Genomic DNA, 24,485 nt, shown 5'->3' with positions numbered 1-24,485 from the left:
TTGCCGCCGTAGACGACGTCGACCCGGCCCTTGCCGCCGGTCTCCAGGCGCTTGAGCACCTCGTCCTCGACTTGTAGGTTCCAGGCGTAGTCATACTCGCCGGTCTGGAGCACCGCGCGCGCCGCCGAGACGGCGTCGCCGCCGCCCTTCATCTCGATGCTGTCGAAATACGGCCGGTTCGGCAGGTGGTAGGTCGGGTTGCGCTCGCCGCGGACGATGTCGCCGGGCCGGAATTCGAGGAACCGGTACGGCCCGGTGCCCACGGGGGCGAGATTCTGGGGCGCCTCCCGCGACTTGGCGCCGGCATAGGCAGCGAACAGGTGCTTGGGGATCACCATGCCGACGATGCCCACGAAGGCGTCGCACCAGTACGGCGTCGGTTTGTCGAACAGGACCCGGACGCTGAGGTCGTCGATCTTCTCGACGGTGCAATCCTTGTAGGAGCCGATCGTCACCGCGGCGGTGGCCGGGTCGCGGGCATAGGCCCAGGTGAAGACGAGGTCGTCGGCGGTGAGCGGCTTGCCGTCGTGCCACGCCACGCCCGGCTTGATCTTCCAGACCACCGAGCGGCCGTCCGCGGCGAACGCCCCGTTCTCCTTGGACGGGATCTCGGCGGCGAGCACCGGCACGAGGTTGCCGTCCGGGTCCCAGGCCGCCAGAGGCTCGTAGAAGATCCGGGAGGCCTCCTGGTCCTTGGTGCCGATGGCGAAATGCGGGTTGATCAGGGTCGGCGCCTGCCACCAGAGCAGGCGCAGCGCCCCGCCGCCGCCGGCCTTGGCCGGCTTGTAGGCGGCCCGGAGATCGGCGGCCATCGCCACCCCGTTCTCGGCCAGCATCAGCCCGGCCAGCGGCGCGGAGAGCCCGACCGCCAGCATACGCTGTACGAAGCTGCGCCGCGACAAGCGGCCGTCCTTCACCTGCTCGATGAAGCCACGCAGATTCCGCTCATCCATGAGTTTGCCCTCGATCTCCGCCGCGCTGCGCGCAGTGTGATCATTGAGTCAATTCGTGCCCTGTGTAGTCGATCCTGCCGTCGGCGCCCTTCGCCCACTCATACATGATGTAGTCGGGTCGGGTGATGTCACCCTTCTTGTCGTAGGAGATCTCGCCGATCACCGTCTGCGTCGGCCTGCCTTGGTGCAGCCAGTCCGCAAGCTTCTTGCCGTCGCTGGAGCCGGTCTCCGCCATGGCCTTGGCCAGAACCTGCACGGCCGCGTACGAGTAGAGCGTGTAGGCCTCGGGATCGATGCCCCTAGCCTTGAAGGCCGCCACCACATCCTTGGCGTTCAGGTTCTTGCGCGCGTCCGGCGAGAAGGTCATCAGCGTCCCCGCTGCGCCCGGGCCGGCGATCTGGACGAACTCCTTGTCGGTGATGCCATCACCGCTCATCATCGGCGCTTTCAGGCCCTGGTCGCGCATCTGACGGATGATCAGCCCTGCTTCGGTGTGCAGGCCGCCAAAGTAGACGACATCGATGTCGGCCGACTTTAGCTTGGAGGCGAGCGCCGAGTAGTCCTTCTCACCAGGATTGATGCCCTCGAACATCACCTCCTTGCCTCCTTTGGCCTTGAGAACCTTCAGAGTCTCGTCGGCGAGTCCCTTGCCGTAGGGCGTCTTATCGTGGACGAAGGCGATCTTCTTACCCTTGAAGTGCTCGGCCAGGTAGGTGCCCGCCACCGCGCCCTGCTGGTCGTCGCGGCCGCAGGTGCGAAACGTGTTCCACATGCCGCGCTCGGTGAACTTCACGTTCGTGGAGGCGGGCGTGATTTGAACGATGCCAGCGTCGAGGTAGACGTCGGAGGCCGGGATCGACACACCGGAGTTGAAGTGACCGACGACCATCTTGACGCCCTCGCTGGCGAACTTGTTGGCCACTGAGACGCCTTGCTTGGGATCGCCTGCATCGTCACCGATGACGGCCACAAGCTTCTGGCCGTTGATCCCGCCAGCTATGTTGATGTCGTCCACCGCTTGGCTGGCGCCGTTCTTGATCTGAGCGCCGAACGCTGCGTTAGGCCCAGTAATCGCGCCGACGATACCGATCTTGACCTGAGCCTGCGCTGAGCCGGCCATCAGGAGGCCGAGAATGCCGGCCAACACAGAAGCGCGCATGTTGATCTCTCAGGCTACCGCTCTCAGGCGTCACCCGTGCCTGCCTGCAAGATCGTGGCCGTCCAGAGCGGAGCTTACACCGATCAAATGGCTGAGCCGTTCTTCTCATGTGCCCGTTACCAGCGTCCAGCGACCCTATGAGGTTCTGCCTGCGCCGTAGATCCCGCCAGTGCATGGCTCCAGCCGCGCCCCATGCGCGGCCACGGGACGCCAAAACGGGTACGATCTCGATCATCCCTCAAGGTGTTCCTACACGGGCACCGCTGAAGACTGCGGACTCAACCTGATCGATGCCCGTCGCTCACGGGCGCACTTATCAGCCGTAGCGGGTAGGGCTTAGCTCATGCCTCAGTGCGCGCCCGGCGTGGTTGGAATTCCGACTGCGACCGCAAGTAGGCCCGTGAGATAGTCCCGTCCGCGTAGCCGATATCGGTCGGTTGGGGCCGTCCGCTTTTCCGGCGGAATTTCTCCGAAGCGGACCAGCGGCTTTCGGCCAAACTACGTCACGCCGGATCGCAGTCGCGCGCAGAACCGGACGTTCGGCTCTGCGCCCATGGCGGCCGTTCCAAGCGCTCTGAATGTTGCTCCATTGCAGACATTCGCGTGACGTCTTCGGCCGTAGCTATTTGCATAGGGTGTCGGTTACAAAACCACTTCGCCTCCAGTGTTTTGTCACGGTTGCTGGCAAGGTCAGCCTCATAGGCGTGGCCGATGTCTCCGCGCACCCATTGTTCACTCAATCACTTGAAGGAAGTAGCTGGCAGCCTGCCCGTCCCACGCTGCCTTAGTACCTCCGACATACGTGCGGGGCCCTCAATCTTGGGAGGACGCCTCGACGGATGCTGTCTCTTCGGTATGCGCCTGGCGATTGTCGAGCTTACGCAGCTCCGAAGCGATGTCCTGCAGGCTGGCGTCGCCCTTGCGCAGAATGCGGTCTGCCTCGGACAGGCGGTCGCGCTCCGCTGCCGTGATGTTCCGAGCGCTCAGCACCACCACCGGAACCTCGGCGCAGCCGGGCAGAATCCGGAGCCTGTCGAGGAACAAGAATCCGTCCATCACGGGCATGGTCAGGTCGAGCAGGACGAGGCGCGGCACGCCGTGCCCGACTTGGTCGAGCGCCTCTCGGCCGTCGCCGGCCTCGCGGACAGTCCAGCCGTTGCGCTCCAGCACGGTCCGAAGGCGTTGGCGCATGTCGGCATCGTCGTCGATCACGAGCACGTCGCCGTCGGCGGCCCGGAACTGGTCCAGGATCGTGCGGAGGCGCGTCCAGTCCACGGGCTTCGGCACGGCCTCGACCGCGCCGAGCGAGGCGCCGAGCGCCGCATCGGCGACGAAGCTGACCATGACCACCGGGATATCGGCGGTCTCCTGGTCAGCCTTGAGGGCCGCCAGGACCGACCATCCGTCCATCTCGGGCATCATCACGTCCAGCAGGATCGCCCGCGGTTTCAGCGACTTTGCCAACTCCAGGCCGGTGCGGCCGTCGCCCGCGGTGCGCACGGCGAAGCGCTGGCGTTCCAGAAACCGGGTCATCACCTCGCGCTGGGACGCCTCGTCGTCGATCACCAGCACGAGGTCGCCTGTGAGGGCCGCGCCTTCCGAACCCGCAACTGCCGGCATCTGCACAGCTTGGTCCGATGGCATCGCCGGCACCCGCAAGGTGAAGCACGTGCCCTGACCCGCGCGGCTCACGACCGTGATGTCGCCGCCGAGGAGCTGGGCGAAGGCGCGGCTGAGCGCCAGGCCGAGGCCAGTTCCGCCGAACCGGCGCGTGGTCGTCTCGTCGGCTTGGGTGAAGCGCTCGAACAAACGTCCGACCTGTTCGGTGCTCATCCCGATCCCGGTATCCTCGACCGTGAACCGAAGCCAATCACCGGCGCCATCCGTGTCGCGACGGGCCCGCAGGGTGATGGTGCCGCCCTCGGTGAACTTCGCCGCGTTCGAGAGCAGGTTGAACAGGCACTGGCGTAACTTCACCGCGTCCGTTCGGGCGCGACCTGCATCGTCGGCAATGTCGAGCACGAGGACGTTGCCCTTCTTTCGGACCAACGCTTCGACCGTGCCGGCGGCGTCCCGGGTAAAGGCGGCGACGTCGATGTCCTCAAGGTCGAGCTCCATCTTCTCGGCCTCGACCTTGGACAGGTCGAGCACGTCGTTGATCAGACCGAGCAGGTGCTGCGCGTTCGACTTGATCTTGCCGAGATCCTTCAGGAGGCTCTCCTGGCCGAGTTCCTCGGCCTCCTCCTCCAGCATCTCCGAGTAGCCGATCACCGCGGATAGCGGCGTGCGCAGCTCGTGACTCATGTTGGCCAGGAAGCGGCTCTTGGCCCGGCTGTGCTCCTCGGCTGCGTCGCGGGCCTCTTTCAGGGCGATCTCGAACGCCTCGCGCTCGGTGATGTCGGCATGGATGCCGACCCATTCCCGGATCGTCCCGTCGGGATTGCGGACCGGCCGGCCCTTCACGGCGAACAGCCGGTAGCCGCCGCTGCGGTTGCGCACGCGATGCTGGAGTTCGTAGCCCCGGTTCGCCGCCACGGCGTCCCGCCACGCGGCCTTCGTAGGCCCGACATCGTCGGGATGCACGGCCTCCGCCCAACCGGTTCCCTGGCACTCGGCCTCGGATTGCCCGGTAAAGGCCTGCCAGTACGGCTGCGGTCCGACCATCGCCCCGCGGGCGTCGGTGGTCCAGATGATGTCGCCGACCGCCTCGGCGGCGGCCCTGAAACGCCCCTCGCTGATATGAAGATTCCGCTGTACCCGCTGCTGTTCGAATGCGGACGCCAGCATGGCGATGAACAGGATCAGGAACGTCGCCCCGGCCACGGAAAGCGCGAGGTACTGCTGGCTCACGCCGACGCCGGTGGCATGGGCGGCGTGTGCGCCGGCCTCCTCGGCGGTGAAGGTCGCCGCCGCCATGCCGGTGTAGTGCATCCCGGCGACGGCGAGCCCCATGACCGCGGCTGCAGCGAGCTTCTGCCAGACGCTGTTCTGCCGGAAGGTCAACCAGAGCGCGGCGGTCGCGGCGGTCACCGCGATGGCGACAGAGATGGCGACGATGGGCAGGCTGTAGGCGAGGTTGCCCGCCACCCGCATCGCGGCCATGCCGGTATAGTGCATCCCCGCGACGCCGAGGCCCATCAGCGGGCCGCTGACGAGGACATCCCGCGTGTCCGCACCCTTGCGACTGACCCAGGCGAACGCGGCGCCGGTGGCGGCGACGGCGATGAGCAGCGACGCGACCGTGATCCCGAGATCGTAGGCGGCAGGCATGCCCATCTCGAAGGCGAGCATGCCGACGAAGTGCATCGCCCAGATGCCGCCGCCCATCGCCACCGCCGCGAGCGCCACCCAGGCCCAGCGCACCCCCGCGGCCGCACCTCTGACGCGCCCGCCTAGGTCGAGTGCCGTATAGGAGGCGAACACCGCGATGGCGATGGAGAGGGCAACGAGGGAGGGGTCGTAGCCGGTGTGGACCATAAGCAATCCGGAGAAGCCGCTGGTCGTGTCGGACCACTGCAGGAAGCAGGCTTGGCAGAGGTGAGTCTTGGTAGGAAGGCTTTGGGCCTGCGACAGACGTAGCAGCGCGCCCCGTCCGCCATCACGGACGTGTGACCACACGCTCATGCATGACGGTCGATCCCGCAAGCAGCCCGGTTTGGGCGGCCGATAACGGATCGGATTTAGTGAGGACGGCTAACTGTAAAGACCCTGTTCCCAGGCATAGGCCGTCGATGAGCGGTGTGACATCCGCGCCCCTGGTATAGGCGGAGTCGTTCTCTAGAACGAGAGCGATTAACGGGATCTCTCAAGCTTGAACGGCTTCTCAGACGGCGCGCGGATCGACGCCGAGATCACCAGCACCGTCGTGGGCTCCGATCCCTTCGCCGCCGCCGTACGGGCGACGCGGATGCCGATGGTGATCACCGATCCGCGGTTGCCCGACAACCCCATCGTGTACGTCAACGACGCCTTCGTGAGACTGACCGGCTACGCTCGCGAGGAGATTATCGGCCGGAACTGTCGCTTTCTCCAGGGGCCTGAGACGAGCCTCAAGGATGTCGCGCGGGTCCGGGATGCCATCGAGCGACGCGTCACCATCGAGATCGACCTGAAGAACCGGCGCAAGGATGGAACCGTCTTCTGGAACCGGCTTCTCGTCTCGCCCGTCTTCGCATCCGACGGTGAACTGACCTACTTCTTCGCCTCGCAGTACGATGTGACCCTTGAGAAGGAACGCCTCGTCATCCTTCAGAGGGACCGGGATGCCCTGGAAGCGGAGTCCGCGCGCCGTTCCCTCGAGCTCATCCAGAGCGAGGAGCGCCTGCGCTTCACGCTGAAGGCCGGGCGCCTCGGGGCGTGGACGCTCGACCTCGGTGTCATGCGCCTGATCTCGTCGGACGGGCTCAGGGAGAACCTCGGCCGCTCGCCGCACGCCCCCCTCAGCTACGAAGAGATGATTGCGGCCATCCACCCAGACGACCGACATAGGAAGCTGGCGGCACGGGATGCGGCGATTGCGGGGCACTCGGATTACGACATCGAGATCCGTATCATCACACCGCGGGGCGAGATCCGCTGGCTGCAGTTTCGCGGCCGGGCATCGTACCGCGCGGATGGCACGCCGCTGAGCATTGCCGGGATCAGCCTGGACATCACCGACCGCAAGAGGGCCGAAGAACACCGGGACCTCCTGGCGGGCGAACTGAACCATCGCATCCAGAACACCCTCGCGACCGTGCAGTCCATCGCCCGGCAGACGCTGCGGGGGGCAGCCTCCTTGGAGGAGGCGCAGGTCGCGATGGAATCGCGCCTGCAATCGCTGTCCGCCGCGACGGAGATGCTGGCCCGGGGTAGCGGCGATTGGGCGACCCTGACGGAGGTGGTCATCGCAGCGCTGCACCCGTTCGGCGTCGAGCAGGATCAGCGCTTCAAGATCGGCGGTCCGATCCTGCGCCTCGCGCCGCGCATCGCACTGGCGTTCGCCCTCGCGATCCACGAACTCGCGACGAACTCCGTCAAGTACGGTTCCCTCTCGGTGGACGATGGCCGGGTGATCGTGAGCTGGGATGTCGTGGACGGGTCTAGCCCCGACCGGCTCTGGTTCCAGTGGCAGGAGGTGGGCGGACCTCGGGTCTCGCGGCCGACGCGAACCGGCTTCGGCTCGCGGATGATCGAGCGGGCCCTGGCCCAGGAGATCGGAGGGACGGCCGAGATCGATTATCGGCCGCGCGGCGTCGTGTTCACGGCCGAGGCTCCACTTCCGGAGATCACCCGAGACTGAAGGCCCCATGGCGGCCGCCGCTGGAAGTCCCGAACCGCCGGGAGCCGCGCCGGACTGGGCGGGCGCGCTCGGCCAGGGGTACGCCGCACGTCGAACCAGGCCTATCGCCCTCGGTGAACGCAACGGGTGAGAGGCGCCGTTCCCTGACGAGCTTCAAGGCCGGGAATGCTCCACGGGCCGCGTCATCGGCGCCCACACCCCACCGCCGAGACGTCTCCACGGTCAGTGAGTGGCGGTTCAACGGGATCCTCCCCGCCGCGCTTATCGAGCGTGGATGAGGTCCTTGATCCGGGAGGCGAGCGCTTCCATCGCGAACGGCTTGGTCAGCATCTGCATCCCGGGCTCCAGATGCCCGTTTCCGAGGAACGCATTCTCCGCGTAGCCCGTGATGAACAGGACCTTGAGGGTGGGACGCCGTTCCCGGCCCGCATCCGCCATCTGCCGGCCGTTCATGCCGCCGGGTAGGCCAACGTCGGTGACGAGCAGGTCGATGCGCACGTCGGATTGCAGGACTTTCAGCCCCGCGACGCTGTCGGCCGCCTCGATGGCGGTGTAGCCGAGATCCTCCAGCACCTCGGTCACCAGCATGCGGACGGACGGCTCGTCGTCGACGATGAGCACGGTCTCGCCCTGTGCGGCACGCGCCACCTCGGACAGTCGCCCGACGACGTCGTCCTCGTCGGTCTCCCCGTAATGGCGCGGCAGGTACAGGCACACGGTCGTGCCCTGACCGACCTCGGAATAGATCCGCACCTGACCGCCCGATTGTCGAGCGAAGCCATAGATCATCGATAGGCCAAGCCCGGTCCCCTCGCCGATGGGTTTGGTGGTGAAGAACGGTTCGAAGACCCGGGCGATCACCTCAGGCGGCATGCCGATGCCGGTGTCCGTCACGCAGAGCGAAAGGTACTGCCCCTCCGGGATCTCATGTTTGATGGCGGCCGGTCGATCCAGCCACTTGTTGGCTGTCTCGATGGTGATGCGCCCCCCCTCCGCCATCGCATCCCGGGCGTTGATGCACAGGTTGAGAAGTGCATTCTCGAGCTGGCCCGGGTCGATCAGCGTCGGCCACAATCCTGTCGTACCGACCACCTCCAGCGCGACCTGCGGGCCGATGGTGCGCCGGATGAGCTCCTCCATGCCGGCGACCAGGCGGTTCACGTCGGTGGGCTTCGGGTCGAGGGTCTGGCGACGGGAGAAGGCGAGCAAGCGGTGCGTCAGGGCCGCCGCCCGCTTGGTCGCGCCCTGGGCCACGGTCATGTAGCGGTCGAGATCGCCGAAACGTCCCTGGCCCATGCGCGTCTGCATGAGCTCGAGTGAGCCGGAGATGCCGGCGAGCAGGTTGTTGAAATCGTGGGCCAGCCCCCCTGTGAGCTGGCCCACCGCCTCCATCTTCTGCGCTTGGCGGAGCTGCTCCTCGGCCTGCATGAGCTCCGCCGTCCGCTCGGCGACGTGCTGCTCCAGGCTCTCGTTGAGGGCGCGAAGCTCGGCGGCGACGCGGTCGCGCTCGGCCTCGACCGCGCGCCGCCCATCCACGTCGATGAGGACGCCGGGAAAGCTCAGGGGTGTGCCGTCCGGGGCATGCTCGACCCGGCCGTTCGCCTCCAACCAGTAGTACCGCCCATCGGCGCGGCGCACGCGATACTGGTGGGCGTAGGCGCCGCCGCGGTTGACGGCATCGTTGATGGCCCGGGCCAGTCCCGCTTGGTCGTCGGGGTGGACGGTCTCGACGATCTTGGCGAGGGGAATGCCCTCCCGACCGTGCGCCGGATCGAGGCCGAAGGCGCGGGCAAAGGCCTCGTCCACCGTGAAGCGGTCCTTCGGCAGATCCCAGAACCAAGTGCCGATGATCGCACCGGCCGCGAGTGCGAGCTGGACGCGCTGCACGTTCTCGCGGGCCAGGGCCTCGCTGGCGCGCAGTTCCGCCTCCGCCTTCTTGCGGGCGGTGATGTCGGTGAACAGAACCGCGACTTCGCGCCGGCTGGCCGGTTCGATCCGATGCGCGGACACCTCCAGGTGCCGGCCGGTCGGACCGAACATACGGTCGAATCGGACAGGCTGGCCGGTGCGGAGGACATCGCCGTAGCGCTGGAGCCAGTGCTCAGTCTCGAAATCAGGGGCGATGTCGCGCAGCGTCTGGCCGGCCACGTGCGGGATGCCGAGGTGATGCTCGAAGGCGAAATTGGCCTCGACATGAACGTAGTCGCCGAATGGTCCATGCGGTCCGTCCACGAAGCGGATGATGCAGAAGCCCTCGTTCATGCTGTCGAACAGCGTGCGGTAACGCCCCTCACTGAGGGCGAGCGCGTCGCGTGCGATCCGCTGCTCGGTGACATCGCGCGCTATGCCCGCGAACCGAACGGGACGCCTGGAGGAATCGCGCTCGATCTCCCCCTTGCGGGCGATCCATCGGATCTCGCCGGTGTCGGGGCGGCGGATGCGGTACTCGACATCCCGGGGCGGCGCGCCCTGCTTGCGCGTCTCCGCCGTCGAGACGAGATGCGCGTCATCAGGGATGATCAGTCTCTCGAACGCCGTCGACGGGTACTCCGTCCGTTCGGGCAATCCGTAGAGGCGGCAGAACTCCGGGGTCGGCTTGAGGACGTTGTCGGCCAAGTCGATGGTGAAGAGGCCAACTCCGCCGGCCGTCTGGGCCTGGCGCAGGCGCGCCTCGGCGTCCGCGAGCGCCTTTCCCGCGAGGTGCTCGTCGGTTCGGTCGCGGAGGATCTTGACGAAGCCGGTGGCGGAGCCGGCCTGGTCCCGGAGGGCCGACATCTCGCCGCTGGCCCAGAACAGCTCACCGGTCTTGCGGAGATGCCAGCGTTCGTCGACCGCACGCCCCTCGGTGAGGGCTCGCCGCATCTCCTGCACCGGTATGCCGGCGGCGCAGTCTTCCATCGTGAAGATTGCGTCGCCGGAATGTCCCCTGATCTCCTCGGGCGTCCAGCCCAGGATGCGGGCCGCCCCCTCACTCCAGTTCGTTACGGTCCCATCGAGGTCCATCACGATGATGGCGTAATCGACGGCGCTCTCGAAGATCGCCCGGTAGCGGCTCTCGGTCGCCTGGAAGGAGCGCTGAGCAGCAACCTCCCGCGCTTCAACCAGGCCTGCCGAAGCGGCATCGGCAAACAGTCGAACGACCTGCAAGTGGCGGTCCGTGAACGCATCCGGCCGGCTCGATTGAAGCCTGAGGACGCCAATGCTGGTGTGTCCCCGAAAGACCGGGACGGCGACGCATGAGTGCATCCGCATCCGCTCGGCAAGAAGCTGGTTGACGCGCATGTCGACCCGGATGTCGGGCACCAGCAACGGTTTGCGGGATTTGAAGCATGCCCCGGACAAGCTGCCTTCCACCGGGACGCGCCGTCCCCGGAAGGCTTTCAGGGTGCCGGCAACGGCGCGGTATTCCAGGTCCTTTCCGTCGGCCAGCTCGACGACCCCGCCGTCGGCTTCGGGCGCGGCCTGCATGGCGCCATCGACGAGGATATCCAGGATCCTGTCGAGGTCGCCCCCAGCGTCCGAGATGGCCGCGTGGGTGCGGTGCAGGACTTCGCGGGCGTGGTAGATCGCTGCCTGCTCAGCCATCAGCGCATCGCGTGCGGCCAACGAACGCCGGAGGTCGAGTTGGCTCATAACCTGCCGCGCCAGCGCCTTCAGGTTACTGGCCTGGGCCTCCGTCAGGCCGTCCGCGCGCGGCTCGGTATCGATGACGCACAGGCTCCCGATGACCTGCCCCTCAGTCGTGCGCAGCGGTGCACCCGCATAGAAGCGGATGAAGGGCACGCCGGTGACGAGCGGGTTCGCCTCGGTGCGCGGGTCGCCGGTGAGGTCCGGGATGACGAGAAGGTCGGGCTCATTGAGGGTGTAGGCGCATACAGAGCTGTCGATCTCGGTCTCACACAACGGGAACCCGACGCGGGACTTGAACCACTGCCGGTCGGCCGCCACGAGGCTGACGAGCGCGACGGGAGTCTGGCACAGTTGGGTGGCCAGTTGCACGATGTCGTCGAAACCGACCTCGGGCTGGGTATCGAGGATGTCGTAGGCCGCGAGTGCGGCGAGCCGGTCCGGGTCGCGGACGGTATCGGCGATCATGGACACGGCGTCAGGCCGAACGACGCATGATCCCGGGCCACACCGTCGCTGATCCGGGCTCGAAAGCGGCGCCCTCAGCCCGGACAAAGCCCTCCTGGGTCGTGGTCAAGGCGATGCTGCGAGGGGGCGTAGCGGACATGGGGTGCCTTCGCACGGCGATGCGGATCGATCAATCTTCACGGAGATCCCGGGTTTACGATCAACCCACGATCCTTGAAATGCCGCCACAGCGGCCCTGTCAGCTCTATTGGCCCGGGACGACCATCTCGAAGCGCAGTCCCCGGTCGTCGATGGTGCGCCGGAAGTTGCCCCTCAGGCTGCGCTCGATCGTCTGCTTCAGGAGGCGTGACCCGAAGCCGGTGCCATCCGATTTCGTCGCCGCTGCCGATACGGCTTTTTCCTGCCAGATGAGCCTCAACGCCTCGCCGTCGATGCGACCGGTCAGCGTGAGCGTACCCGAGCCCGAAAGCGCCCCGTATTTCGCGGAGTTTGTCGCAAGTTCGTGAAAGATCATCGCGTAGTCGTTGATTCTGTCAGGGGTCGCCGCAGCGGCGTCCTCAACGTCAACCGTGATGTTGGTGCCGTCCCGGTAAGGGGCCAGGACGCGCTCGGCGAGATCGCGTAGCCTGACGTTACCCTGGTCAAGCGTGTGCGACCGAGTTGCCAGGGTCGTCGCCTCATGCAGGACACCGAACCGCCGGGACAGGTCCTCGGCGAATTGCGGGGTCGACTTTGCCTCACGGGCGACGAGGGCGGTGAGCGCGCGGGCGACGGTGAACATGTTCGAGACGCGATGGGCGAGTTCGGCGGTGAGCAGGTGTTCAGCCTCCTCCGCGCGCTTCCGGTCGGTGATATCGAGAAAGATGGCCTGGACCCATTCGCCGACACGGCCGGCTTCCCCGCCGGCACCCCGCGCGGAGATCCAGCGGGCCTCGATCCCCTCGCCGATGCGAAAGTCAAAGCTGTAGGGCTGCGGATCGTTCGCGCTCGCCGCCCAGTCGAGCGTCATCCGATCGCGATCCGTGTCGTTGACCTTGGCGAAGAGCGTGTCGATGTCCACCACCGACTGGGATGTCCCCCAGAACGTCCGGCACAGGCCATCGAGCTGCGCCAAACGCCGTTCCGGGGACCAGGCCCACAGGCCGACGCCGCCCCTGTGGATCGCGCCGGTGAAGCTGGCGAGGGTCCACTCGTCACCCGTGAGGACAGGGTCGTCAACCATGCGCGTTCTGTTCGGCGAGGGGGCAGGAGGTTAAGGGTTTAACCGCCGGGACTGGAAACCCGTCGGCGGCGGAATTGCTCCATTCCTCGCCCTTCGTGCCGTCACGGACGAAGACCGACGCGACAGATGTGCAATCGTCGTAGCGGCTTGCAACCGATGCCGACATCGCTTGTTGACCGGCCATGTCGCTGAAACGCGCCCCGGAAGCTTCCATCATCCTCGTCGTGGAGGACGATGATCTCGTGCGGATGAATGCCGTCGAATTGCTCGAGGATGCGGGATTTGCCGTGATCGAGGCGCGCCACGCGGACGAGGCGTGGTTCATCCTGCATGACCGGTCGGATATCGGCGTGCTGTTCACCGATGTCGACATGCCGGGGTCGATGTGCGGCGTAACCCTCTCTGAGCGTGTCTACCATGCATGGCCCGACATTCGGCTGGTGCTGACATCCGGGCGGCACCGGTTCTCCGACCGGGAGGTGCCCGACCACGGTCAGTTCGTGCCGAAACCCTACAGCCAAGCGCAGGTCGTCTCGGCCATCCACAACGCGGATTGACGGACGAGAAGGATCACTCGTGAGATTAGGGCCCACGTCTTCTCCACGCTTTGTTTCACGGCCCGAGCGATGCGTCCGACTATAAAAGCTACCTTACATAGCCTGCGCGCAAGCTGGGTCAGGAGCAGGGTATGCGCGGCACGATGAAAGCCGGCAGAAGGTGGACCGGGGGCATTCCTCCAAATCCTGGCGTTCCTGATAGCCTGCGTGAAAGTCTTGAATGGCCAAGCCTTCATCCGTCCAGTTCGCCTCAAATCATGATCCAGGCGAAAAAGATCTCGTCCATCCGCGCGGGGCAAATCAATGTCACAAGTCGCGATTGTCTGGATGAACCACGCGACCATCATCGATACGCGTCGTGAGGCCCCGCGCGTCGAAGTAGGCCAGTAGCGGCATGGTCATGTTCCGACTGATGCCGGTGGTCTCGCGAAAACGGCCGACCGTGAGGAGTGCCTGGGGATGCTCGGCCGCGACCGCGCGCGCCCTGTCAGCCAACTCGGCCAAGACATCGGGCAAGACGTAGTAGTGCCCCGACACGCGCCTCAGCCATCCGAGTCGTCCGAACTTATCGAGATGGGGCCGCAGGGTCTCGGGCTCCCGGTCGACCCGTGCGGCGAGATCCGCGAGGCGCGGCTGGTCGAGCCCCGCTTCCTCAAGAACGGCGCGGACGGCTTCATAGAGCGCTGCCTCGGGCGCAGCGAGACGGACCGTGTGCCCGGCCAAGTGGTAGAGCGCCCCCCGCCGTTCGATGCGGCCCGCGCCGAGAAGCGGGTCGAGGGCCGCCCGCAAGGCGGGGCGGTCCGCACTGGCCACGCGTTCGCTCAACTCCTCGACCGTCAGGCCCGGATTGTCCGGCTCGAACCTGTGTGCGTCGTCGAGGATCGCGGCGACCGACTCTCCGAGCGCTGTCATCCGCCCTTTTGCAAAGCCCAAACGCTCGCGCGGCGTGTCGACCGCTATGAGATCGACCTCGCGCGACAGAGCTTTCATCCTCGCGGCCGGGACGTTGCGCGAGCGCGCGAAGTGCTCGAGATCGAGACCCTCCTCGCTGTGAGCGAGGAGGTGGGTGAGCGCCGCGCCGTGGTCCGCCGTGTTCAGAGCCTCGACGATCATGCGCCGCCCTGGCGACCATGCTCCCCGGCGGGGTCCCTCGATATCGATGATCCGCCCGCCGCCCAGGGTGCGCACGGCTGAGACATCGCGCAACACGAAACGGTCGCCATGCAGCGCACCCAGGCTGGCATCGAGGACGATCTGCGCGATCGCCGCCGCACCGGGTTCGACGCTGGAGCCTTGCGGCAGCAGAACCCGGCCGGTCGCGGAAGCAGCGCCGTGATGAAGGTGGACGGGCGTTCGATGGCGCAGGGGACGAGTTTCGCTCGGCAGCACCCGCAGGGACACGTCGAGGCGGCGTGCCGGCCCGTGCAGGTGTGGTGCCAGGATCCAATCGCCCCGGTGGATGCCGGCCCGCGAGAGTCGCGGACCCGTCAGGTTGAGGGCACATCGCTGCCCGGCCGCGGCCACGGCGCAGGCGTCGTGACCGACGCGCAGGCCCCGCACCCGTGCTTCGACCCCGCTCGGGGATACGAGGAGCGTGTCGCCCGGTCGGACGCTGCCGGAATGGACGGCCCCCGTGACGACGAGGCCAGCGCCGACGACGGTGAAGCAGCGATCGACGGCGAGGCGAAAATCGCCTTCGGCGGCCGCGGGGGATAGGTCGGCTGCGGCCGCTTCGAGACGCCGGGCCAGGTCCGGGATCCCGGCGCCGTTCAAAGCCGAGCAGGCGATGACGGGCGTCTGCACGAGCGCGGTCTCGGAGAGCACGGACCGAATCTGCGCCTCGACCTCGGACAGGCGTCGCGCATCGACCGCATCGCTCTTGGTGATGGCCACGAGGCCGCGGCGGAGACCGAGCACGTCCAGGATCGCGATGTGTTCGCGGGTCTGGGGCATCACACCATCGTCGGCCGCCACGACGATGAGGGCGAAATTCACCCCGGTGGCGCCGGCGACCATCGTGCGGACCAGGCGCTCGTGGCCGGGGACATCGACGAAGCCGATCGTGCGGCCGCCGAGGGCCGTATAGGCGAAGCCTAAATCGACGGTGATGCCGCGGGCCTTCTCCTCCGGCAGCCGGTCGGCATCGATCCCGGTGAGCGCCTTCACCAGGGTCGTCTTGCCGTGATCGATATGGCCGGCGGTGGCGACGATCATCGTGTCCTCGCTCCTGTCGGCCTTGCACCTAAGACGGGCGGCACGGGGAGCCCCCGCGCCGCCTGCCGCCTCAACCCTTGATCCGGGTCTCGGCCAGTTCCGACATGCAGGTGTCGTAGGGCGTGAACGCCACGCGGTCCGACACGGCGAACAGCGTGTAGGGCGAATACAGGAACAGGGCCTTGGCCTTGTCCTGGAGGTAGCGTTCGACCTCACGCACGACCGCCTCCGTGTCCGGCTCCTGCGACGTGTGCAGGAGCTTGTCGTAGAGTGCGTCGAACTCCGGATCCTCCGGTCCCTGGCGAAGGGTCGCATCCTTCCCGAAGAACTCCCGATGCACGCAGGCCACCGGATATTGCGGCGTCCAGTCGAAATACCATTCGAGCTTGACGTCGAAATCCTCCGGGGGCTCCTCCTTGGCACTGACGAAGCGGCAGCCAAGGCCGACCTTCGAGAGGCAGTGCCCGATCGCCTCGACGACGCCCTTCCAGGCGGGTGAGGCGACGAACACCAGGTCCCGCCCGCCGATCCCCGCCGCCGCGAGCGCCCGTTTGGCGGCCTCGGGGTCGTAGGGGAACGGCTTCATGCCAGGGTCGGCGCCGTAGCGACCGGGCTGGATGAAGGCCGGGATCACCGTGCCGTAGCCGTATGCGCCCTGATCGAGCACGACCTGCCGGTCGATGGCGAGATTTAGCGCCCGGCGGGCCTCCGGGTTGCGCCAGGGCGAGTCCGGACGGTTCTCGTTGAAGACCCCCGTGAGGATCGTCTTCGCCTTCTGCGTCTGGATTTTGCCATGCTCGCTCGCCGGGAAGGCCTTGGCCTCGTCCGGTGTCAGGTCGAAGACCACGTCGACCCGGCCGTCACCGGCCGCCACCGACTTGATGCCCTCGGTCTTGCCGATCACGTTGTCGTAGATGATCCGGACCGTCGGCTTGCGGTCGGGATTCCAGTAGGTCTCGTTGGGCTCCATGACCACGCGGTCGGAGCGCGAATCGATCAGCGAAACGCCTTCGGTGAGCACGAACGGGCCAGTCCCCCACGGACCAGGCGCGTCAATCACTCACCAATGGCCTTCGGCCGATCCCGTCTTCGGGTCGACGAATCCCCACTCGTTCCAGAAGCGCGTCGAGGGCAGGTGCATGCCCCGCAGCTTCATCAGCGCCGCGGAATCGCCGCCGGGGAAGCGCATCCGGATCGTGCGGTCATCCACCGCCTCGCAGGTGACGTCCCGGGCGAAGTTCAGGAAGGCGCCCGGCGGATGCGGGTTGGTCCATTCCTGCACCTTGTCGAAGCCGAGCTTGAACATCGCGGCGTTGAACGGCTCGCCGTCCTGATAGACCGCGTCGCGCATCGTCAGTTCAAGGGTTTCGCCGTCGAGCCAGCGCCAGGCTTGTGCGAGGCTCGGCTGGCCGATCCCGTCATGGTCGACGCGGTTGGCCTCCTCCATCGTATTCCAGGTGATGGAAAGCCAATTCACCGGCGACGGATCGACCACCGTCACCGTATTGTGGGGCCCCCAGGGCTGCGCTCGCCCCGGATCCCCGGTCGCATGTGCCGTCATGCGCTGTCCTCCTGTTTCAACCTGCATGGCGTGCAGGGGCGGCCACCTCGGATAGGGGCCAGCAGAAAGAAGCTAGTGCACAAGCGCTTTGCTCTCAATCGATCCCCGGTGACGATCTAGCGACCATGCCGATGCCGGGCCGGATCGCCGGCCGCGCCCGAACCGAAAGGACGCTTGCTGCGAGGCCGCAGCGCCTGAGGCGACGTGAGAAGCAGATGCCGTCGATGCGCGCTCGATTTCCGGAATCTCGGTCTGTGATCGCGCAGATCACGTCGTGTCATCAGCGGTCTGTGCTCACACAAACAAAGCGACGGAAAGGAAAACGCGTTGGCGATACGCGATTCCAGACCCATGACGACCCTCGCTATTTGCCCCCCGTCCCACAGAGCGATGGGACGGGGGTGTCGGCTGACGCGACGGCGGCGGATCAGGCCGCCATGGGCCCGGAGCGCCGATGCCCCTTCACGTCGTAACGGTCGAGCATCATCACCTTGTCCCAGACCCGCACGAAATCGGCCACAAACCGAGTCTGGCCATCGCTGCCGGCATAGGCATCGGCGATGTTGCGCAGCTGCGCGTTCGACCCGAAGACGAGATCGTTGCGGGTGGCTTCGAATTTCGCCTGCCCACTGTTGCGGTCCTTGAGCGTGAAGGTCGTCCCGGCCGCGTCGGCCTTCTCCCAAACCAGATCCGTGTCGGTCAGGTTGCGGAAGAAGTCGGTCGTCAGCACGCCCACCCGGTCGGTGAAGATGCCCGTGTTCGACCCGTCGTGGTTGGCGTTGAGGGCGCGCAGGCCACCGGTCAGCACCACCCATTCCGGCGCGGTCAGCGTCAGCAGGTTGGCCTTGTCGAGGAACATCTCCTCCGGCGACAGGCTTGGCGCGATCGCTCCGAACCCGTCATCGACGTAGTTGCGGAAGCCGTCCACAACGGGCTTCAGCCACTCGAACATCTCGATGTCCGTCAGGTCCTGCGTGGTGTCGACCCGGCCAGGCGTGAAGGGCACGTGGGTCTCGATGCCCGCGTCCAGGGCGGCCTTCTCCACGGCGGCACAGCCACCGAGCACGATGAGGTCGGCCAGCGAGACCTGCTTGCCGTCGCTGCGCCCGCCGTTGAACGCGGCCATCACCGCCCGGAGCGCCTCGATCACGGGGGCGGCCCGACGATTGACGGCCCAATCCTTCTGCGGTGCGAGGGCGAGACGGCCGCCATTGGCACCCCCGCGCTTGTCACTGTCGCGGTAGGTCGCGGCCGCCGAGAAGGCGGTGAAGGCGAGGTCCGAGACCGAGATGCCTTTCGCCATGATGGCCTGCTTGAGGGCGGCAACCTCTGCCTCGCCCACCGGGGCGTAGGCGGCATCCGGGATCGGGTCCTGCCACAGCAGGCCGTCCTCGATCGTGACCTCCGGGCCGAGGTAGCGGTGCTTGGGGCCCATGTCGCGGTGGGTGAGCTTGTACCACGCCTTGGAGAAGGCCTGGGTGAAGGCGTCGAAGTCGCTGAGGAACTTCTCGCAGACCTTGCGGTACTCCGGGTCGACCTTCAGGGCGATGTCGGAGGTCATCATCATGAGCGGATGCATCTGACCCGCGACATGGGCGTCCGGCGTCTTGGGCGCGTTCGGGTCCTTCGGCGTCCACTGCAGGGCGCCGGCGGGGCTCTTGGTCTGCTCCCACTCGAACTTGAAGAGGTTTTCCAGGTAGGCGTTGTCCCACTTGGTCGGATCGGGGGTCCAGCTCCCCTCGATGCCGTTGGTCATCGTGTCCTTGCCCGAGCCGGTGCCCTTCGGGTTGTGCCAGCCGAGCCCCATCGCCTCCATGGGCGCCATTTCCGGCGGCGGTCCGATCTCCTTGGCGGGCGTCATGCCGTGGCTCTTGCCGAAGGCGTGGCCGCCGGCGATCAGCGCCACCGTCTCCTCGTCGTTCATGGCCATGCGGGTGAACGTCACGCGAATGTCGTTGGCCGAGCTCTGCGGATCACCATTCGCGTAGGGCCCCTCGGGGTTCACGTAGATCAGCGCCTGGTGGGAGGCCGCGAGCGGGTTCTCCAGGTCGTAATCGGTGTCGCCGTTCTTGCCCCGCCAGCGCTTGTCGCGGTTCACCATGTCGTCGAAGCTCGACACAGAGCCCATCTCGACGACTTCCGGACCCCAGTAGGTGGCGTTATCCGCCTCCCAGGCGTCGAGGCGCCCGCCGGCGAAGCCGTAGGTCGGCAGCCCCATGATCTCGAGGGCGCAGTTGCCGGTCAGTACCATCAGGTCAGCCCAGGAGAGGGCGTTGCCGTATTTGTGCTTGATCGGCTGCAGGAGGCGGCGCGACTTGTCGGTGTTGCCGTTGTCCCACCAACTCGAGATCGGTGCGAACCGCTGCATGCCCGTGCCGGCGCCGCCCCGCCCATCCGCGATGCGGTACGTGCCGGCCGAGTGCCAGGCCATCCGGATCATCTGCGGGCCATAATTCTTGTAGTCCGACGGCCACCAAGCCACGGACGAGGTCAGGAACTGCTTGATGTCGCTCTTCAGCGCGTCGAGGTCGATTGTATTGAATGCGGCGGCATAGTCGAAATCAGGCCCCAGCGGATCGGCAGCGACCCCGTTCTGGTGCAAGAGCTCGACCCTCAGGCGGTGGGGATACCAATTCTCCAGCGCCGGGCGGCTCCCCAGAACTCCGCCGATACGGTCGCCTCCGAACGGGCATTTCCCTTGCATAGGGTATGATCTTGTATTGGTCTTGTCGATCGTCATCTCGTTCATCAACATCCCCTTAGGCGTAGGACCGGTATCATCAAGCGGATTGTGCCACTAAGCTTTCGCCGACGGTGGCGCGTTGTGTGCGTCACGTCTTTGCCAGAGTAGCGCCATGGGTGATCTGACCCTGAGCGCGAAATCAGGCGCCCATCTCTAAAATCAAGATGTTGTCGCCTCTCTTGAAGGCCAGACCGCAGCCGACCACGCGAAAGGCGAACCGCCTCACATTTGCGCGAGTCCCTAGAGCGCGAACTGGAAAGGAAACGGAAGGTTAGACGTCAAACCACATCACTCGCGGGTCTCGATGCTGGATCTGTCGGTGGGTCATACGGTCGGTCACTGCACTGTGAATGATGCGCTCCGGGACAAGCTCTTCACAGCGCGCAGCCGTGACGGAGGCTACCCAGTGCGACGCGGCACGGCGCAGCTGTGGCTCAGCACCCGATCGCGCCGTTGCGCCGTTGCGCAGGAGAGCGTGCGGACTCCGCGGCGAACTGGCCCCTCTGTTTCAGAGCTGGGGGCCTCGATTTGTTATGATGGTGGTGTGGTGCCTGGGCTGTCCGCACTCAGCAGCCTCGCACGGGATCCGAATGTCCGCCTCGCAGTTCCATCTGCTCCTACGCAGGCCTATTACCCTCGTTTAGCTACTGTCGGTTGACTGAACTCACCCTTGTGAGCTGGTAAAAGCCCGTTGCTGCCTTCACTGCGGTAGACAGGGAAGCCAAATCAGGGGCAGCGCGATGCAACTTATAGATGATCTCGTCGACGCTGGGTTATCTGGAATTCCCGGCGGACCAAGGAAGACCGCTTGTAAAGCTGCAGCCCGCGCCGCACGCTGTCCCAAAGAGGTCGTTGCGCCATATGACGGTGATCGAACACATGACCGTGATCCTGATCGCCCCCACATTACCTAGTCCATCGCATTGGTTGAGGACACGGCAGAGACCCACCAGTGAAGTCACGCTGTCGTGACACCCCCAGTATGCTCACAGCCTGTTCACCAGCCTGTGGTTTAGCCTCCTCCGGTCGGCGGCCTTGAAGGCGACGTGGCCGACGTGATCTGAGCAGCGGCCCGTACGACGATGAAGATGAGGCTCGGGACACTCGCGCGGACTGCCGCGCTCGCGGTCGGCCTCGGCGTGCCCGCACTCGTCGGCTTTGCCGTTTTCAATCAGCGTGCGCAGGATATCGCCGACGCCGAGATTCGCGCGGCCAATACCGCCCACGCTCTCGAACAGCATGCCGCTCGCACCTTCGAGACCATCGACACCTATCTGCGAGCCGTAGCGCCCCTGGTCGGGCCTCGGGCGGTCGACTTGCCATCGGAAGCAATCCACACCGCGTTGCGCGATCAGATGCAGCACTCGCGACTGAACAACATCATCATTATCGACCGGAACGGCCGGGCGACAGTCGAAGCGGATGCCTTCCCTGCGCGTCCGCTCGATATCCAGGATCGCGACTACTTTCAGGCACTGCGTGATCGACCGAATTCTAATGTGGTGATCGGCAACCCGATCACCGGGCGCCTGACCGGTAAGGTGCTGATCCCCGTCGCTCGGCGCATCGAGGGGCCGGACGGAACGTTTCTCGGCGTCGTGCAGGCGACCGTCGACCCGCAGACCTTCGAAAGCGTGTACGGGGCCATTCATAACGGGCCGGGCGCGGGGCTTACCCTTTGGCGATCTGACGGCACCCTGCTGGTACGCTCGCCACCGCTCCCCTCTGTCATCGGCAAGAATTTCGCCGAGGGCGAGAACTATCGGCAGCACGTTCCGGCTCGGGACACGAAGCCGTACTGGTCGGCCACCATGACGGATGGAGTCGAGCGCGTCGTCGCCCTGAGCTTCCTCGCCGAGTATCCCTTGTACGTCGGCGCCGCGTTCGCGCGGGACGATATGTTGGCCGATTGGCGTCGGTCTGCGCTCGTACAAGGGGCGGTGGCTGGAGGGCTGACGCTCGTGCTCGTTGGCGCCCTGCTTCTGCTCGGCCGCGAGATCGAACGGCGCGAGGCGGCGGATGCGCTCATCCGAGAGAGTGAAGCGCGTCACCGGCTACTGGCGGAGAATGCCACCGACATCATCATCTGGTGCGACCTGGATACGACCCGGCAGTACGTCTCGCCCGCCGTCACCGCCGTGCTCGGCTACGCCCCCGAGCAATTAATCGGCACCCACACCCTCGACTTGGTTCATCCCGATGAAGCGACCGGCTATGCGGAAACCCTCGTCGACCTGACGACCGGGCGCGTCGGGCGCACCACGACCTGCCATCGCTATCTTCACCAGCAGGGGCACTGGGTCTGGCTGGAGATCTCGCTCAATCTGACGCATGACGCGGCGACGGGCCGGGCGGACGGGTACGTCGCGACGTTGCGTGACATCACTCAGCGCAAGGCCATGGAGGATGCGCTTCGCGAGAGCGACGCGCGTTACCGCTCCGTGACCGAGGCGCAGTTGCAGGAGGCACGAGCACGCGCCGACTTTACCACGGCCACGAGCGCGGCAATTCTGGCGCAGCTTGCAGAGGGCGTTATCGTCACTGACGCCGCAGGGAGGATCACGCTTGTCAACAAGGCGGCAGCCGAGATCCACGGCGTGGCTCGGCTCGACATAGAGCCTGATGCCTACAGCGACACCTATCACCTATTCACCGAGGATGGCCGACCTCACCCGCCGCGCGATCTGCCGCTCGCCCGAGCTGTAGCGGGACAGATAGTGCGGGACGCGCGTTGGCGAGTTCGACGGACGGATGGCACCGAGGTTGTTGCTATCGGCAACGCTCAGCCGCTCCTTGGGCAAGATGGCGCACAAATCGGCGCCGTGCTCACGGTGCGCGACGACACCGCGCGAGATGCAGCCGAGACGGCCCTACGCGATCTGAACGCGACGTTGGCCCAGCGCGTAGCTGAGCGGACGCACGAAGCGGAGACGGCCCGGGCTCTGGCCGAAGCCGCGAGCCATGCAAAGTCTGAGTTCCTGGCCTCAATGAGTCACGAGATCCGGACCCCCCTGAACGGAGTGATCGGCTACGCCGATCTCCTATGCGAGGAACCAAACCTCAGTTTGCGCGCACGTCAGCACGCCGAACGCATCCGCACGGCCGGCGCGGCACTCCTGACCGTGGTCAACGACGTGCTCGATTTCTCGAAGCTGGAGGCCGGACAGGTCGAGATCGTCCCGCAGCCGTTCGCACCCGTCACACTGATCGACAACACGGTGTCGATCGTTCGCGGCTCGGCTGAGGCGAAGGGACTGACGCTTGGCGTCAGCTTCGATCCTATGGTTCCTGCGTGGCTGTTGGGCGACGAGGATCGACTGCGGCAGGTGCTGCTGAACCTGCTCAACAACGCCGTGAAGTTCACCGCACGAGGCCGGATCGATCTGAACGTGGCCGTGGATGCCGTGTCTGAAGACGCTGTCCGTCTACTCTGCTCGGTGCAAGATACCGGCATCGGCATACCGGCGGACAAGCGTGACAGGCTGTTCCAGCGTTTCAGCCAGGTCGACGGCTCGATCGGACGCGACTACGGCGGCAGCGGGCTGGGGCTGGCGATCTCGAAGGCGCTCGTCGAGCGTATGGGCGGTGCGATCGATGCGAAGAGCGAGATCGGGCAGGGCTCGATCTTCTGGTTCGCACTCGACCTGCCTATCGCGGCCGAACCAGCTATTGGCTTCGAGCCTTCATCAAGCGCGGGCATCCGCTTAGGCCGGCGACTGCTGTTGGCTGAGGATGTGCCGCTTAACCAGGATCTCGCCCGCGCAATCCTCGAGCGCGCCGGGCACAGCGTCGACGTGGTCGGCGACGGTGCCGCGGCGGTAACCGCGGTGCAGGTGAAGACCTACGACCTCGTGCTGATGGACATTCAGATGCCGGGCATGGACGGCATGAGCGCAACACGGCGCATCCGAGCCTTGGACGGCGTTGCCGCTCGCGTGCCGATCGTGGCTATGACCGCTAACGTCTTGCCGGAGCAGCTTACGGAGTTTCGTGCCGCAGGCATGGATGATCACGTCGGCAAACCGTTCCGGCAAGAAGCACTGCTATCGGCGATAGATCGATGGTCCTCGGGTGGGACTGAAAGCACCCCGGCTTCCAGCCTGGACCACGCAGCTTACGAGGAGATCCAAGTTTTGGTCGGCCACGAGCGCATGGTCGGCTTGCTTTCGATGTTGGCAGACGAACTTACCCATCGGTTCGGACCGTCTTCCAACTCTCACGATCGGAAGCAGATCGCTGAGGATGCGCACGCGATGGTCTCGGCAACGAGCATGGTCGGTTTTGAATCGCTGGCTACTCTATGCCGAAAGGTCGAAGCTGCATGTCGTTCGAATGAGGATTACACAATGCTATTCAAAGTCTTGCAAGCCCGCTCGTCCGAAACGATCAGCGAGATCACGGTCATGCGCTCAAGATCAGCATAAAGGCGCGGACTCCGGCCGCAAATGAATTCGATGTTCTAGTGGCTAAATCGGTGTCGAGCCTTTACGCCAGACTGACCAGTTATCCCTTGTTCGTGAGGGCCGACACCTGTCTTAAGAGTGATGATACGAGACATTCAAGCGAGGCCTGTCCGCTTTCTCAGCAGACGTCCTCCGAAGCGGACCGGCGGCTTTCGGCCAGACCACGTCATGCCGAATTGTCATCGGCGGCAAAACCAGACGTGCGGCTTGGCGCCGTCCCGGTCATGTATGGCGCGG

The 24,485-nt window shown here is 65.8% G+C and carries 10 protein-coding genes and 1 pseudogene; 3 read left to right on the top strand and 8 right to left on the bottom strand.

The window, feature by feature from the left end; genetic code table 11:
* The 3 genes from WYO_RS28680 to WYO_RS28670 form a co-directional block, all read right to left on the bottom strand.
* A partial coding sequence (locus WYO_RS28680) for an ABC transporter substrate-binding protein (RefSeq protein WP_007569451.1) occupies positions 1–953 on the bottom strand: 953 nt, incomplete at its 3' end.
* Positions 954–993: 40 nt separating this feature from the next.
* Complete coding sequence (locus WYO_RS28675) at positions 994–2,112, bottom strand: branched-chain amino acid ABC transporter substrate-binding protein (protein ID WP_007569449.1); 1,119 nt, start codon at positions 2,110–2,112, stop codon at positions 994–996.
* A gap of 813 nt (positions 2,113–2,925) precedes the next feature.
* Positions 2,926–5,736, bottom strand: coding sequence for an MHYT domain-containing protein (locus WYO_RS28670; RefSeq protein ID WP_244424360.1), 2,811 nt, complete (start codon positions 5,734–5,736; stop codon positions 2,926–2,928).
* A 241-nt stretch (positions 5,737–5,977) separates the two neighbouring features.
* Between WYO_RS28670 and WYO_RS28665 the strand changes: the two genes are divergently transcribed.
* Positions 5,978–7,393: a PAS domain S-box protein gene (locus tag WYO_RS28665; RefSeq protein ID WP_280109754.1), complete on the top strand. Its 1,416-nt coding sequence runs from the start codon at positions 5,978–5,980 to the stop codon at positions 7,391–7,393.
* 261 nt (positions 7,394–7,654) lie between these two features.
* Here the strand turns inward: WYO_RS28665 and WYO_RS32485 are convergent, their stop codons facing one another.
* Both WYO_RS32485 and WYO_RS28655 read right to left on the bottom strand, forming a co-directional pair.
* The gene (locus tag WYO_RS32485) at positions 7,655–11,488 is read right to left on the bottom strand and encodes a PAS domain S-box protein (RefSeq protein ID WP_007569443.1); all 3,834 of its coding nucleotides are present in this window, start codon (positions 11,486–11,488) and stop codon (positions 7,655–7,657) included.
* A gap of 244 nt (positions 11,489–11,732) precedes the next feature.
* The gene (locus tag WYO_RS28655; RefSeq protein WP_007569441.1) at positions 11,733–12,710 is read right to left on the bottom strand and encodes an HWE histidine kinase domain-containing protein; all 978 of its coding nucleotides are present in this window, start codon (positions 12,708–12,710) and stop codon (positions 11,733–11,735) included.
* A gap of 182 nt (positions 12,711–12,892) precedes the next feature.
* Between WYO_RS28655 and WYO_RS28650 the strand changes: the two genes are divergently transcribed.
* Entirely contained in the window at positions 12,893–13,267 is a 375-nt protein-coding gene (locus WYO_RS28650; protein WP_007569439.1) for a response regulator, read from the top strand.
* A 306-nt stretch (positions 13,268–13,573) separates the two neighbouring features.
* Here the strand turns inward: WYO_RS28650 and selB are convergent, their stop codons facing one another.
* From selB to katG, 3 genes and pseudogenes are all read right to left on the bottom strand, one after another.
* The gene (selB, locus tag WYO_RS28645) at positions 13,574–15,481 is read right to left on the bottom strand and encodes a selenocysteine-specific translation elongation factor (protein WP_007569437.1); all 1,908 of its coding nucleotides are present in this window, start codon (positions 15,479–15,481) and stop codon (positions 13,574–13,576) included.
* A gap of 70 nt (positions 15,482–15,551) precedes the next feature.
* Positions 15,552–16,928 (bottom strand): annotated as a pseudogene (locus WYO_RS28640) (ABC transporter substrate-binding protein).
* Between the two features lie 541 nt (positions 16,929–17,469).
* A complete protein-coding gene (gene katG / locus WYO_RS28630) occupies positions 17,470–19,791 on the bottom strand; it encodes a catalase/peroxidase HPI (RefSeq protein ID WP_007569432.1) in 2,322 nt (773 codons plus the stop codon).
* A 1,076-nt stretch (positions 19,792–20,867) separates the two neighbouring features.
* Between katG and WYO_RS28625 the strand changes: the two genes are divergently transcribed.
* Positions 20,868–24,209 (top strand): PAS domain S-box protein, encoded by a 3,342-nt coding sequence (locus tag WYO_RS28625; protein WP_007569430.1) that lies wholly within the window; start codon positions 20,868–20,870, stop codon positions 24,207–24,209.
* Positions 24,210–24,485: the final 276 nt, after the last annotated feature.

The organism is Methylobacterium sp. GXF4, from assembly GCF_000272495.1.
GTDB lineage: Bacteria > Pseudomonadota > Alphaproteobacteria > Rhizobiales > Beijerinckiaceae > Methylobacterium > Methylobacterium brachiatum.
Note: the sequence above shows the minus strand (reverse complement) of the source record. Positions and strands in the feature narration are given on the sequence as shown.